Source organism: Pseudomonas yamanorum, assembly GCF_900105735.1.
GTDB lineage: Bacteria > Pseudomonadota > Gammaproteobacteria > Pseudomonadales > Pseudomonadaceae > Aquipseudomonas > Aquipseudomonas yamanorum.
In genome coordinates this window covers 3,300,395-3,314,012 of the sequence record NZ_LT629793.1, presented here as the reverse complement: position 1 = coordinate 3,314,012, position 13,618 = coordinate 3,300,395, and the positions used below count along the sequence as shown (strand labels likewise).

General features: G+C 60.2%; 14 protein-coding genes. 1 reads left to right on the top strand and 13 read right to left on the bottom strand.

The window, feature by feature from the left end; all coding sequences use genetic code 11:
- Positions 1–43: 43 nt before the first annotated feature.
- From BLU46_RS15555 to BLU46_RS15545, 3 genes are all read right to left on the bottom strand, one after another.
- Positions 44–1,702: a Na/Pi cotransporter family protein gene (locus BLU46_RS15555; RefSeq protein ID WP_017477995.1), complete on the bottom strand. Its 1,659-nt coding sequence runs from the start codon at positions 1,700–1,702 to the stop codon at positions 44–46.
- A 214-nt stretch (positions 1,703–1,916) separates the two neighbouring features.
- Entirely contained in the window at positions 1,917–2,684 is a 768-nt protein-coding gene (locus BLU46_RS15550) for a TerC family protein (protein WP_003214768.1), read from the bottom strand.
- Between the two features lie 65 nt (positions 2,685–2,749).
- On the bottom strand, positions 2,750–4,057 hold the full coding sequence (locus BLU46_RS15545; protein ID WP_017477996.1) for a CitMHS family transporter: 1,308 nt from the start codon (positions 4,055–4,057) through the stop codon (positions 2,750–2,752).
- A gap of 272 nt (positions 4,058–4,329) precedes the next feature.
- Between BLU46_RS15545 and BLU46_RS15540 the strand changes: the two genes are divergently transcribed.
- Positions 4,330–4,731: a GFA family protein gene (locus BLU46_RS15540; RefSeq protein ID WP_093203234.1), complete on the top strand. Its 402-nt coding sequence runs from the start codon at positions 4,330–4,332 to the stop codon at positions 4,729–4,731.
- Here the strand turns inward: BLU46_RS15540 and BLU46_RS15535 are convergent.
- The 10 genes from BLU46_RS15535 to BLU46_RS15490 all read right to left on the bottom strand — a co-directional run bounded on the left by BLU46_RS15535 (position 4,728) and on the right by BLU46_RS15490 (position 13,484).
- The gene (locus BLU46_RS15535) at positions 4,728–6,689 is read right to left on the bottom strand and encodes a DUF7844 domain-containing protein (protein ID WP_063033686.1); all 1,962 of its coding nucleotides are present in this window, start codon (positions 6,687–6,689) and stop codon (positions 4,728–4,730) included. The genes BLU46_RS15540 and BLU46_RS15535 overlap by 4 nt on opposite strands.
- Entirely contained in the window at positions 6,686–7,006 is a 321-nt protein-coding gene (locus tag BLU46_RS15530) for a DUF2388 domain-containing protein (RefSeq protein WP_003214760.1), read from the bottom strand. Before BLU46_RS15530 ends, BLU46_RS15535 begins: the two co-directional genes overlap by 4 nt.
- Before the next feature lie 26 nt (positions 7,007–7,032).
- Positions 7,033–7,341 carry a DUF2388 domain-containing protein gene (locus tag BLU46_RS15525; protein ID WP_017477999.1) on the bottom strand — a complete coding sequence of 103 codons (309 nt, stop codon included), beginning with the start codon at positions 7,339–7,341 and terminating at the stop codon, positions 7,033–7,035.
- A gap of 107 nt (positions 7,342–7,448) precedes the next feature.
- On the bottom strand, positions 7,449–7,769 hold the full coding sequence (locus BLU46_RS15520) for a DUF2388 domain-containing protein (protein ID WP_017478000.1): 321 nt from the start codon (positions 7,767–7,769) through the stop codon (positions 7,449–7,451).
- Between the two features lie 154 nt (positions 7,770–7,923).
- On the bottom strand, positions 7,924–8,118 hold the full coding sequence (locus BLU46_RS15515; protein WP_093203230.1) for a DUF1127 domain-containing protein: 195 nt from the start codon (positions 8,116–8,118) through the stop codon (positions 7,924–7,926).
- Positions 8,119–8,382: 264 nt separating this feature from the next.
- Positions 8,383–8,598 (bottom strand): DUF1127 domain-containing protein, encoded by a 216-nt coding sequence (locus BLU46_RS15510; protein ID WP_003214752.1) that lies wholly within the window; start codon positions 8,596–8,598, stop codon positions 8,383–8,385.
- A 318-nt stretch (positions 8,599–8,916) separates the two neighbouring features.
- Entirely contained in the window at positions 8,917–10,410 is a 1,494-nt protein-coding gene (locus tag BLU46_RS15505) for an acetyl-CoA hydrolase/transferase family protein (RefSeq protein ID WP_093203226.1), read from the bottom strand.
- Positions 10,411–10,590: 180 nt separating this feature from the next.
- Positions 10,591–12,027: an NAD(P)(+) transhydrogenase (Re/Si-specific) subunit beta gene (locus BLU46_RS15500; RefSeq protein ID WP_093203222.1), complete on the bottom strand. Its 1,437-nt coding sequence runs from the start codon at positions 12,025–12,027 to the stop codon at positions 10,591–10,593.
- Positions 12,027–12,347: an NAD(P) transhydrogenase subunit alpha gene (locus tag BLU46_RS15495; protein WP_003187417.1), complete on the bottom strand. Its 321-nt coding sequence runs from the start codon at positions 12,345–12,347 to the stop codon at positions 12,027–12,029. Before BLU46_RS15495 ends, BLU46_RS15500 begins: the two co-directional genes overlap by 1 nt.
- Positions 12,348–12,362: 15 nt before the next feature.
- A complete protein-coding gene (locus BLU46_RS15490) occupies positions 12,363–13,484 on the bottom strand; it encodes a Re/Si-specific NAD(P)(+) transhydrogenase subunit alpha (RefSeq protein WP_093203218.1) in 1,122 nt (373 codons plus the stop codon).
- Positions 13,485–13,618: the final 134 nt, after the last annotated feature.

The window sequence follows — 13,618 nt, the reverse complement described above, 5'->3', positions numbered from 1 at the left end:
GAGTGAGGTCCGTTGTTAACTGACTTCACTCGCCGTCGTACGTTCAGGGCGAATGGGTGATGTCGGCAATATCGTCCGCCGAGAGGGCGCCGGTGTCGGTGGTTTCCAGCACCACATAAGCGCTGCTGCAAAACAGCGAGTTCAGACGCTTCATGTCGGCAATCAGCTCCAGGTGCAGGGAACTGGTCTCCAGGCTCTGTACGATTTTACGTTGCAAGCGGCTCACGTGGGCGTGGGCCAGGCGACGCTCCTGGGCGCGGAAGCGACGTTTTTCCCGCAGCAGTTGCCGGGCGCTTTCCGGGTCGGCGCTGAGGAACACCGACAGGCCCAGGCGCAGGTTGGCAATCAGCTGGGTTTGCAGACCGGCCAGCTCTTCCAGGCCGACTTCGGAGAACGAGCGGCGCTGGGAGGTTTTTTGCTGCTGGACCTTGCGCAGCATGCGTTCGATCAGATCGCCGGCCAGTTTCAGGTTGATCGACAGCTCGATGATCTCGGCCCAGCGTCGGCTGTCTTGCTCGCTGAGGTCTTCCCGGGGCATTTGCGCAAGGTAGAGCTTGATCGCGCTGTAGAGCGCCTCGACATCGTCGCTCAGGCTGCGCATTTCCTGGGTGATGGCGGTTTGCTTGCCCCGCAGCACTTCCAGCATCGAGGTCAGCATGTTGTCGATCAGGTCCCCCAGGCGCAGGGTTTCGCGGGCGGCGTTGGCCAGTGCCAGGCTTGGGGTGGCGAGTGCTGCCAGGTCCAGGTGGCGCGGCTTCGCCAGACCGTTGACCTCCTCGCGTTCCGGTAACAGCCAGGCACATAGGCGGGACATCGGGCCGATGGTCGGCAGCAGAATCAGGCAGCGGATAACGTTATAGAGCAGGTGAAAGGTGATCACCATGCCTTGGGGGCTGTAGTCCAGAGTGTCCATCCAGCCGACCAGCGGGTCGAGTACCGGGATGATCAGCAACAAGCCGATCAGCTTGTAGAGCAGGCTGCCCAGGGCCACCTGGCGCCCGGCGGCGTTCTGCATGCTGGTGCTGAGGAAGGCCAGCACACCGCTGCCGATGTTGGCGCCGATCACCAGGCCGATGGCCACGTGCAGGCCGATCACGCCGGCACCGGCCAGGGTCGCGGTCAGCAGGACGGCGGCCAGGCTGGAGTAGGAAATCATCGCGAACAGCGCGCCGACCAGGGCGTCGAGCAAGATGTCGCCGGTCAGCGAGGCGAACAGGACTTTAACGCCCTGCGCGTGAGTAATCGGGCCCGCGGCTTCGACGATCAATTGCAACGCGAGGATGATCAGCCCGAGGCCGATCCCGACGCGGCCCATCTGCCCGGCGCGGGTCTGTTTGCGCGACAGGAAGAAAATCACCCCGAGGAAAATCAGCAGCGGTGACAGCCATGACAGGTCAAAGGTCAGTACCCGGGCCATCAACGCCGTACCGACGTCGGCACCGAGCATGGTCGCCAGGGCGGGCATCAGGCCCATCAGGCCCTGGCCGACAAACGAGGTCACCAGCATCGCCGTGGCGTTGCTGCTTTGCACCATGGCCGTCACCAGGATGCCGGCGATAAACGCCAGCCAGCGCTTGGACATGTTCTGCCCGATGACCTGGCGCAAGTTGGAGCCGTAGACCCGCAGGATGCCGGTACGGACGATGTGCGTGCCCCAGATCAGCAGGGTTACCGCAGAAAGCAGATTGAGCAGGGTCAGCATGCTGGGCCCCCTGTGTTGAGTCGCGCTCCAATCGGAGCCAGTGAATAGTGCCGCGTGCCTTTCTACGTCTTGTACTTAAGCTGTAGTTGGCGAATGGGCTCGGCGCCAGCATCGCATAGCTAAAGTCGGGATTGAAACAAAACTGTCATGAAATCAGCTTTTTGCAGATGAAAAAAAGGGGCTCGAGAGCCCCTTCTTCAGCAGCGGGTCAAGGTTATTGACCCGGAATGTCCTTGCGCAGTTTCACAGGGTCCTGCTGTTTCTTCTTTTTCGCGATGGCAGTGCGCATCTTGATGTTCACCGCTTCTACCGCCAGGGAGAACGCCATGGCGAAGTAAACGTAGCCTTTTGGTACGTGAACATCGAAGGCTTCGGCGATCAGCACGGTACCCACCACCAGCAGGAACGACAGCGCCAGCATCTTCAGCGACGGGTGTTTGTCGATGAAATCGCTGATGGTGCCAGCGGCCAGCATCATCACCAGTACGGCGACAATGATCGCGGCCACCATCACCGGTACGTGGGAAACCATACCAACGGCGGTAATCACCGAGTCCAGGGAGAACACGATGTCGATGATCGCGATCTGGATGATGGTGTAGATGAACTTGCCACCGGCACCTTTCGGCTCGTCGTGGGTTTCGTCTTCACCTTCCAGGGCGTGGTACATCTCCTGGGAACTTTTCCAGAGCAGGAACAGGCCACCGAAGAACAGGATCAGGTCGCGGCCGGAAATGCCCTGGCCGAACACCACGAACAGGTCGTCGGTGAGGCGCATCACCCAAGTGATCGACAGCAACAACAGAATCCGCGTGACCATTGCCAGGGCCAGGCCGAAGATCCGGGTACGTGCCTGCATGTGCTTGGGCATGCGGCTGACCAGGATCGAAATCATGATGATGTTATCGATGCCCAGGACGATCTCGAGGGCCGTCAGGGTGAAGAAAGCAATCCAGATTTCCGGATTGGTCAGCCATTCCATGTGTATTCCTTTGAGCGAGTGTTAGACCGCGCCAGCCTTAAGAGCCGGCGCAGTGAGTTGTACGATTATAGAGTGCTGAACAGCGGAAAAATCCCCATCAGCAAAGCGGCGACCATTATGCACAGGCACACCAGCACCGCCCACTTGAGGGTGAAGCGCTGGTGATCGCCAAACTCGATACCCGCCAGGGCCACCAACAGGTAGGTGGATGGAACCAGTGGGCTCAACAAGTGCACGGGTTGGCCAACGATCGAGGCACGGGCCATTTCCACGGCGGTGATGCCGTAGTGGCTGGCGGCTTCGGCCAGTACCGGCAGAACGCCGTAGTAGAAGGCATCGTTGGACATGAAGAAGGTAAACGGCATGCTCACCAGCGCGGTGATCACGGCCAGGTAAGGGCCCAGGGCATCAGGGATGACCGCCAGCAGGCTCTTGGACATGGCATCGACCATGCCGGTGCCGGACAGGATGCCGGTGAAGATACCGGCGGCGAAGATCAACCCGACTACCGCCAATACGCTGCCGGCGTGGGCGGCGACGCGGTCTTTCTGCTGCTGCAGGCACGGGTAGTTGACGATCATCGCGATACTGAAGGCCACCATGAACAGCACGGGCAGCGGCAGCAGGCCGGCGATCAGGGTGCACATCAGGGCCAGGGTCAAGGCGCCGTTGAACCAGATCAACTTTGGACGGCGGGCATCCGGGTACTGTGAAACGCTGATTTCGCTGTGGTCGATCTCGTCGCCGTGCAGGTGCAGTTCGCCGAGGCGCGCGCGTTCGCGTTTGCCGTACATGTAGGCAATTACCAGGATCGCAACCACACCCGCCAGCATTGCCGGGATCATCGGTACGAAAATATCCGACGGGTCTACATGCAGCGCGCTGGCCGCGCGGGCCGTCGGGCCGCCCCACGGGGTCATGTTCATCACGCCGCCGGCGAGGATGATCAGGCCGGCCATGATCCGCGGGCTCATGCCGATGCGCTTGTACAGCGGCAGCATGGCGGCCACGCAGATCATGTAGGTGGTGGCGCCGTCACCGTCCAGCGAGACCACCAGGGCCAGTACGGCGGTGCCGACCGAGACCTTCAGCGGGTCGCCCTTGACCAGTTTGAGGATCTTGCGCACAGCCGGGTCGAACAGGCCGGAGTCGATCATCAGGGCAAAGTAGAGAATGGCGAACATCAGCATCACGCCGGTCGGCGCGAGCTTGGTGATGCCTTCGAGCATCATCGGGCCGATCTTCGGCGCAAAGCCGCCGAACAGCGCGAACAGGATCGGTACGATGATCAGGGCAATCAGCGCAGACAGGCGCTTGGTCATGATCAGGAACATGAACGTGATGACCATGGCAAAGCCAAGGAAAGTCAGCATAGGAATACTCCAGGCGTAGCGCGGCTAGGGAATGGCGAACCGGTTGGGTCAGCGCAGAACGAACAGCACGAGGCGTACGGGTGGAGTCGGGGCAAAGAGGCGGGTACGAGCGGACATCGGGAATCACCATTGTTGTTGTTAACAACCGGTCTGTTGCCGGTAGTGGTGGGCGATCCTAGTCCCGGAAGCTTTCAGCCAGCTTTCGCTTAAGAAACGGGCTACGTTGAATGGACGACTGGTCCTGTATGAAATAAGGACGTGGGAGACAGAGCATGCATGAGCAACACCGAGGCGGCTGCCATTGCGGGCGGGTGCGTTATCAGTTCAGCGGGGCGTTGGTGGATATTGCCCACTGCCACTGTTCGATTTGCCGGCGGGTCAGCGGCGGCTTGGTGACAACCTGGATCACCCTGCCCCGTTCCGCGTTCGTCTGGGTGGCGGGAACGCCGGCGCAGTACGATTCTTCGTCGACGTGGGTGCGGTATTTCTGTTCTAACTGTGGGGCGCACTTGGCGCTGGTGACGCAGCTGAGTTCCGAGAGTATCGATGTGACCATCGCAACCCTGGATCACCCGGAGCTGGCCCCGGCAGATCGGCACATCTGGGTAGAGAGCCGATTGCCGTGGTTGCATCTGGATGAGCAACTACCGGAAGAAGACGGAGAAACGCTCTAGGGCAGTTCGAACCCGCCGGAGGCCTTGTGCAGTGCGCGCAAGTGCTCGCCTAGTTGCTTGAGGTTGGCTTCACATGCGGCAATCTCCGCCGCGCGGGCTGGTTCCAGCAGCGCCCTCACCTCTTTGTCCAGATCGCCGGTCAGCGACTGTAACTGCTTCTGGCGCGCGGCGCTTTCTGACTCCAGGCGTTTGGATTCTGTCGGCTGGGGCAAGCCGTAACCGCTGGTGCCCAGCAGCTCTGCCGGGCGACTGAGGAAGCCGCTGTTGGCGAGGATCTGCTGCAAGGTGGCGTTGGCCTTTTCCATGCCGCCGTTCTTCAGCTCCCGGGCGCCGAGGTAGCGCTGTTTGACTTCATCCTGGGCCAGCATGAGTTGCTTGCGGAAACTCGCCTGCTCCAACAGTAGCAAGGCCGCGCTGGTGCGCAGGTCGGCTTCGGCAAACCATGGGCGACGTTCCTCGGCGCTCAGGGACAACCAATCCTCCACTTCAGCCTGTTTGATCGGCAGGCGCTTTTTCAGGACCTCGAACATCGCCTGGTAACGCTCGCGGAAGGAGTCGAAGTGATAGCCCAGGCGCAGCGCGCGTTTTTTGTCATCCAGCACGCTGGTATCGGCCAGGCCCCGGCCCTTGAGGACTTCCAGCAGGCCATTGGGCGTGATGTTGTCCAGGCCGGTCAACTGCGGGTTGGCGCTGCCGCTGCGTAACAGTTTCAGGCTCTCCACTGCGCAGTTGTTGGAGATGAAGAAGTAGTTGCCGTCGTAGCTCCAGTGCATTTCGGCGGCGTGCTCGACGGTGTCGTTGATCTCCTGGCGCGTCAGTTTCAGGGGCACCGAGGCCAGGCCACGCAGTTCGGTCTTGGTGTACTCGTCGATGACCTGGGACAACGGCAGCACGAACAGCCGCGACGGGTACTTGCCGATCAGGCCGTCCCAGCTTGAAAGCTGTACGTCACCGACAAACGCGCGGTAGGACAGAACCAGGTGCTGATCCAGGTCCAGCCGGCAATCCGGGCCCCGTGGCCGGCCCGGGGCGCAGATCACCAGGCGCAGCATGCTGTGGCCCCAGCGGCTCACCAGGTTCTGGTTGGCCTCGGCCAGCAGGTAGTCGACTTCATAGACCCGCTCGGGGTCGACCTGGCCCAGTGGCGTCTTGGCGAAGTCGTTGCCGGCGTTGAGGAAGGCGTAGGTTTTCGCACAGGTGTCCTTGGCGGGCGGTGCCCAGCCAAAGTGTTCCTTGTAATAGCGGTACAGCGAAGGCCGACGGCAGGCGTAGCTCGGATCGAGGAGGAAGTACTCCATGTTGACCGCGACGAACTCCAGCGGGCTGGTGGTTTCGTAGATGTCCGGGCTGCGAGCCACCTGGTGGTTGTTCTGTTCACGTTCGCCGCGGCGCCCGACGTATTGCGGCCACCCTGCGAGGTCCAGCAGGCGCGGGTCATCACTGAGGGTAAAGCGACGGTCGTTCTGGCCCCGGCATTGATCGGGCAGGCCGATCAGGCCGGTGATGTTGTTCTGGCGGCTGCAACGCTGGATCAGCTTGCGGTCAGCGCTGGACCACAGGCGGGCACGGTCGTAGATGTGGGTCAGTTCATGCAGCACGGTGGCGAGCATTTCCCGGCGCACGGTGCCGTGGGGGCGATTGGTTTTTTGCGTCGCGGCGCTGCCGTCGGTGAGGCTTTCCAACAGGTTGCTGTTGAGGTCCAGTTCGGACACCAGCGAGGCCTGGCCGTAGGCGTTCTCGGGCATCTTATCGGTCCAGCCGACGTCGATGGTCCGGTCCAGTTGCTCAATGAAGCGTGGCGGCAACGCCAGCATCGCTTCATCCAGCAATGCCTGGCTGGCCTGCTGCTGGGCCGGGCTCAAGCCATCGGTCTTGAGCCGTAGTTGCAGAGCGGCCTGAGCCGCGCTGGCGCCCAGCAGCAAGGTGCCGGCCAGTAGCCAGGCGGCAATGCGCCTCACAGAGAGAGGATAGCTTCGGCGAGGACCTGGTCGCTGGCGTCGCGGGCTTCCGGCACGCGGGTCCGCAGGGTGTCGAAGGCGGCTTCCAGTTGAGCGCCGCGAATCTCACCATTGCTGGCGACGAAACTGGCGGCATCGTCATGGGCTTCGCGTACGACTTTGGAGTCCCGGATGGACGTGGTGGTGTCCGACGTGAAATCGATGGTACGGGCCGAAGCGCGGACGATGATGTTACTGGTGGCCTTCAGGGTTTGTGCCTGGGCAACACCGGCCAATAACAGCAGGCCAAGAGCGGCGGCGATCAGCGGGCTACGCATGGAATGACTCCGAAATACAAAGATGATTATTGGACGAGAATTGCTTGCGCCAGTTCAAGGTCACTGGCGTTAAGTTTTGGCTGGGTATGGCGCAGATAATCCAGCGCTGATTCCAGTCGGGCTCCCCGCCATTGGCCGTCAGTGGCAATGAAAGCGGCAGCGTCATCCTGGGCAGCCAGTATCAGTTTATGGTCGAACGGTGCGGAGGTCACTTTGCTGGTGGCGTACGCACTGACAACGAGGCTCTGGGTGGACAGGTCAAAGGCCAGAACCTGCGTGGACCAGCAGGCGCAAAATAGTACGGGAACGATCAACAGGCGGTATGAAAAAGCCATGGGACTCGACAACTGAAAACGAGCGCCAAGGCTAGCGTAATGCCCGTGCGAGAGCCAGCGCGGAGGGTTCAAGGAGCGCTTGGCGCTCCCCTCTTCCTCGCCTGCGGTCAGATGGCCAGGATCGCTTGGGCCAGTTGAGCGTCAGTCGCGGTGTTCAGTTGCGGGGCCTGTTGGCGGATCTGGGCCAGGGCGCTTTCCAGCTTCACGCCACGGATCGCGCCCTCGCTGGCGACGAAGCTGGCGGCGTCGTCTCGGGCAGCACGCACGACCTTGTTGTCACGCAAGGAGGATGTGGCGTCGGAAGTCGCATCTGAGGTGGCTTTCAGTGCGCCGACGATCGAGTCCGTGGTCACGATCAGGCTGGAGGCGTTGGCATTGGCAGCCAGGGCCAGCAGGGCTGCAGTGCTCAGCAGGCGAAGACGGGACATGGGGTGACTCCTGTAGATGAACGAATAAGGGTGGCACAAAGCCGCTAAGTGAGCAGCAGGACCATGGGCATCAGACGCCCGTTCTACAGGGTTCGCCACGTGGTAAATGGATATTAAGCCGCCGTTTATCTGTTCGGATAGCCACCCGAAGCGATTACTCACTCCAGAACGACTTGGACAGCTCAGATGCTCGGTCGCCGTGGCTGATGCCAGCGTCAGACAATTCCCGCGGATCCAACTGGGCCAGCAGCCTGCGCGTGCGGGAACGTTGCTCCCAGCGAGCAAGCGCCGCGGTCGTGCGCTTGAGTAGCCGTATCAACAGAGGGCGTTGCTGGATTTGGGTATTCATGGCGAGCGCCTTTTATGAGGTTCTGGAACACCATGTTGGGCTGGAAGGTAATACCAGTACAGATACACCGAGTCTTAATTGTACTGCTTAATTGTTATGTTTTTTAAACTGTACTTGTCCATATCAAAGCATACTGTTTTCACCCTCAAAAACCCCAGATCCCAGAAACGACAAAACCCGCCTCCGGTTACCCGGGGCGGGTTTTGTTTTCACAATTCAGAGTGCTGGCGGTGGACCCGGTGGGTCAGGGCCAGCGGACGCTAATTAGCGCCAGAACGGCTTGCTCAGCTCTTCGTAGCGTTGTGCTTCGCTGATACCGGCGTCAGCCAGCAGACGCGAATCCAGACGAGCCAGTTGATGGCGGCTGGAGATGCGGCGCTGCCACAACATCAGGTTGGCGAGAACGCGCAGAGGCAGGGAAGCCTGGGTGTTTACAGCTTTTTCTTCGAAGAACAGATCGGAACTGAGTGTACGTTCCATGATGACATCCTTCCGCTTGTGGCGGGATTAGGTAGTGGTTTAACTGATGCCAATGATCCTCCTCCGGCGCAATACTCTCTAGATACAGTTCACTTGTATTGTGAGGGGCCAGTTAACTGTTTATACAGGCTGTACTGTACGAAATTGGGGCAACTGTACCTATGAGCACTTTAATGGTGCGTTTTAGGTGATTTTTGAGGTATGGGTAGGATTTTTCGGTAGGAAATGACCGGTACAGCAGTACAGTTTTTTATAAAAATTGAATTTGGAAACCCGGACTGATGAAACTGTGCTTGCATCAGTCCGAATCTGTATCAATCACGCCTTCAGCATGTGCCCGGTTTCTTCCAGGTTGATGTGCCAACTCAGGGCTTCTCGCAGGATATGCGGGGTGTGACCGCCTAGTGCACAGGCTTGGGTGAAGTACGTGTTCAGGGCATCGCGGTAGGCCGGGTGCACGCAGTTGTCGATGATGACCCGAGCCCGCTCCCGCGGCGCAAGGCCCCGTAGGTCGGCCAGGCCGACTTCGGTCACCAGGATATCGACGTCATGCTCGGTATGGTCCACATGGCTGACCATTGGCACCACGCTGGAAATCGCGCCGGCCTTGGCAATCGACTTGGTAACAAAGATCGCCAGGTGCGCGTTGCGCGCAAAGTCGCCCGAGCCGCCGATCCCGTTCATCATCCGGGTGCCGCAGACGTGGGTGGAGTTGACGTTGCCGTAGATGTCGAACTCCAGCGCAGTGTTGATGCCGATGATGCCCAGGCGGCGCACCACTTCCGGGTGGTTGGAGATTTCCTGGGGTCGCAGCACGAGCTTCTCTTTATAGCGGTCCAGGTTGCCGAACACGTCGGCGTTGCGCCGTTCCGACAATGTGATCGAGCTGCCTGAGGCAAAGCTCAGCTTGCCGGCATCGATCAGGTCGAACGTGGAATCCTGGAGGACTTCCGAATACATCGTCAGGTCTTCGAACGGCGACTCGATCAAGCCACACATCACTGCGTTGGCAATGTTGCCGATGCCTGCCTGCAGCGGACCGAGCTTATTCGTCATGCGTCCGGCGTCGACCTCTTCTTTAAGGAAGTTGATCAGGTGATTGGCGATCGACTGGGTGTCGCTGTCGGGCGGCGTCACGGTGGAGGCCGAATCCGCCTGATTGGTGATGACGATCGCGACGATCTTCTCCGGCGGGATCGGGATTGCGGTACTGCCGATGCGGTCGTCCACGGCCACCAACGGAATCGGTGTGCGAGTCGGGCGATAGCTTGGGATATAGATGTCGTGCAGACCTTCCAGGTTCGGGTTGTGTGCCAGGTTGATCTCGACGATCACCTGCTTGGCGAAAATCGCGAAACTGGCGGAGTTGCCAACGGAAGTGGTCGGCACAATGTGGCCTTGCTCGGTGATCGCTACGGCTTCGATTACCGCAATGTCCGGCAGCTTGAGCTGATTGTTACGCAGTTGCTCGACGGTCTCCGACAAATGCTGGTCGATAAACATCACCTCGCCGGCATTGATCGCCTTGCGCAGGGTGCTATCTACCTGGAATGGCATGCGTCGCGACAGTACACCGGCTTCGGTCAGTTGCTTGTCCAGGTCGTTGCCCAGGCTGGCGCCGGTCATCAGGGTGATTTTCAGCGGTGATGTCTTGGCGCGTTCGGCCAAGGCGTGAGGCACGGCCTTGGCTTCACCGGCGCGGGTGAAGCCGCTCATGCCGACGGTCATGCCGTCCTGGATCAGTGCGGCAGCGTCAGCCGCGCTCATGACCTTGTTCAACAACGAAGGCAAGCGGATACGATCACGGTACATGGATTGTTATCTCGGGCTACGGAAGCAAGATGCGCAGTCTAGTGATTTCAAAAAGTTTCGTCCCGCTACCATGGTCGAATGCCAGGCAGCGATTTAGAGCCTTTTGTCGGTTTTCTATCAGCAATAAAAAACCCCAGCCTACTAAAGGCCAGGGTTTTGGGTATTGCGCTGGCGCAGTGTTTATTCGACGGCCTTGACCATGTCTTCGATGACCTTCTTGGCATCGCCGAAGACCATCATGGTCTTGTCCAGGTAGAACAGTTCGTTGTCCAGGCCGGCATAGCCGCTGGCCATCGAGCGCTTGTTGACGATGATGGTCTTGGCCTTGAACGCTTCGAGGATCGGCATGCCCGCAATGGGCGACTTTGGATCATTCTTGGCGGCCGGGTTGACCACATCGTTGGCGCCGAGCACCAGCACCACGTCGGCCTGGCCGAACTCGGAGTTGATGTCTTCCATCTCGAACACCTGGTCGTAAGGCACTTCTGCCTCGGCCAGCAGCACGTTCATGTGGCCAGGCATACGGCCGGCAACCGGGTGGATCGCGTACTTCACGGTCACGCCGCGGTGAGTCAGCTTCTCGGTCAGCTCTTTCAGCGCATGTTGCGCCCGGGCTACCGCGAGGCCGTAGCCCGGTACGATGATAACGGTGTCGGCGTTGGTCAGCAGGAAGGTCGCGTCGTCAGCCGAGCCGGACTTCACCGGGCGCGCTTCTTTCGAACCAGCCGGGCCGGCGGCGTCTGCCGTGTTGCCGAAACCGCCGAGCAGCACATTAAAGAAGGAGCGATTCATCGCCTTACACATGATGTACGACAGGATTGCGCCGCTTGAGCCCACCAGCGAGCCGGCGATGATCAGCATCGAGTTGTTCAGCGAGAAGCCGATACCCGCCGCCGCCCAGCCTGAGTAGCTGTTGAGCATCGAGACGACCACCGGCATATCGGCGCCGCCAATCGGGATGATGATCAACACGCCCAGCACGAATGCCAGGGCCAGCATCAATGCGAAAGCGCTGAGATTGCCGGTGAACATGAAGGCCAGGCCCAGGCCCAGCGTCAACAGACCCAGCACCAGATTCAGCTTGTGCTGACCGCCGAACTGTACCGGTGCTCCCTGGAACAGGCGGAACTTGTACTTGCCCGACAGCTTGCCGAAGGCGATGACCGAGCCGGAGAAGGTAATTGCACCGATGGCTGCACCGAGGAACAACTCCAGGCGGTTGCCGGCGGGGATCGACTCCCCCAGGTGTTTGACGATGCCCAAGGATTGCGGCTCGACTACGGCGGCAATCGCAATAAACACCGCAGCCAAGCCAATCATGCTGTGCATGAACGCTACCAGCTCCGGCATCTTGGTCATTTCCACGCGCTTGGCCATGATTGAGCCAGCGGTACCTCCGACCAGTAGGCCAACGATGACGTAGCCGATGCCGGCAGTCGCCAGCTCCGCGCCGAGCTTATAGATGAGGCCCACCGTGGTGAGGACTGCCAGCGCCATACCGAGCATGCCGAACAGGTTGCCGCGCCGCGAAGTGGTTGGGTGTGACAAGCCCTTGAGGGCTTGGATAAAGCAGATCGACGCGATCAGGTAGAGCGTCGTGACCAGATTCATGCTCATTACTTCGGCGCCTCTTCTTTTACTTTCGGGGCTTTCTTCTTGAACATCTCAAGCATCCTGCGGGTAACCAGGAAGCCACCGAACACGTTGACCGCCGCGAGGGCCACGGCCAGGGTACCCATGGTCTTGCCCAGCGGCGTCACGGTGAGTGCAGCTGCCAGCATGGCGCCGACGATCACGATCGCTGAAATCGCGTTTGTCACGGCCATCAGCGGGGTATGCAAGGCCGGGGTGACGTTCCAGACCACGTGATAACCGACATAAATTGCCAGCACGAAGATGATCAGGTTGTAGATACCGGGGGAGATAAGCTCTTCCATCGTCTGAATCCCTGCTTAGGCGTTTTTGCGGATGACTTGGCCGTCGCGGCACATCAGGCACGCGGCGACGATGTCGTCTTCGAGGTTGATTTCAAACTGCCCTTCCTTGGTGAAGACTAGCTTCAGGAAGTCCAGCAGGTTGCGCGCATACAGCGCCGAGGCGTCGGCTGCGACGGCGCCGGCCAGGTTGGTCGGGCCACAGATGGTCACGCCGTGTTCCACGACCACCTGGTCTGCCACGGTCAGCGGGCAGTTGCCGCCTTGGGCTGCAGCGAGGTCGATGACCACTGAGCCTGGCTTCATCTGTGCCACGGTCTCGGCGCTGAGCAAGGTCGGTGCCTTGCGGCCCGGGATCAATGCGGTAGTGATGACGATGTCGGCTTGCTTGGCACGCTCATGCACGGCCAGGGCCTGACGCTGCATCCAGCTTGTTGGCATCGGGCGCGCGTAGCCGCCGACACCGACGGCGCATTCACGTTCTTCATCGGTTTCGTACGGCACGTCAACGAACTTGGCGCCCAGGGATTCGATCTGTTCCTTTACGGCCGGACGCACGTCGGACGCTTCGATGACCGCGCCCAGACGTTTCGCGGTAGCGATCGCCTGCAGCCCCGCTACGCCTGCGCCGAGAATCAACACGCGGGCGGCTTTTACCGTACCGGCGGCGGTCATCAGCATTGGCATGAAGCGTGGGTAGTGATGGGCGGCGAGTAATACAGCCTTGTAGCCGGCAATGTTTGCCTGGGAAGACAACACATCCAGGCTCTGCGCGCGGGACGTGCGCGGCGCGGCTTCAAGGGCAAAGGCCGTGACGCCATGTTCGGCCAATCGGGTGATGGTTTCGTTGCTGAACGGATTGAGCATGCCCACCAGCACGGTGCCGCTTTTGATCAGCGTCAGTTCGCTTTCATTGGGGGCAACCACCTTGAGGATCAACTCGGCGCCGAATGCATCACTGGCGCTGCCAATGGTTGCGCCTGCCGCTTCATAGGCACTGTCGACGACACTGGCATTGATGCCCGCCCCGCTTTGCACAGTAACCTTATGGCCCTGGCCGATCAGCTTCTTGATGGTTTCCGGGGTGGCAGCCACCCGCGTTTCACCGGTCTGGGTTTCGAGAGGAACACCAATGTGCACGTCAAATCTCCTGCATGATCTTTTTGCTTTGATTTTGTAAAAAGGCCAGTGCACCGCAATGAGGTGCATCTGGGCGGCCGATCAGCACGATCCCGCTGAAATACAGCGGGGCGCGGCATTTTGCAGGCGAACTT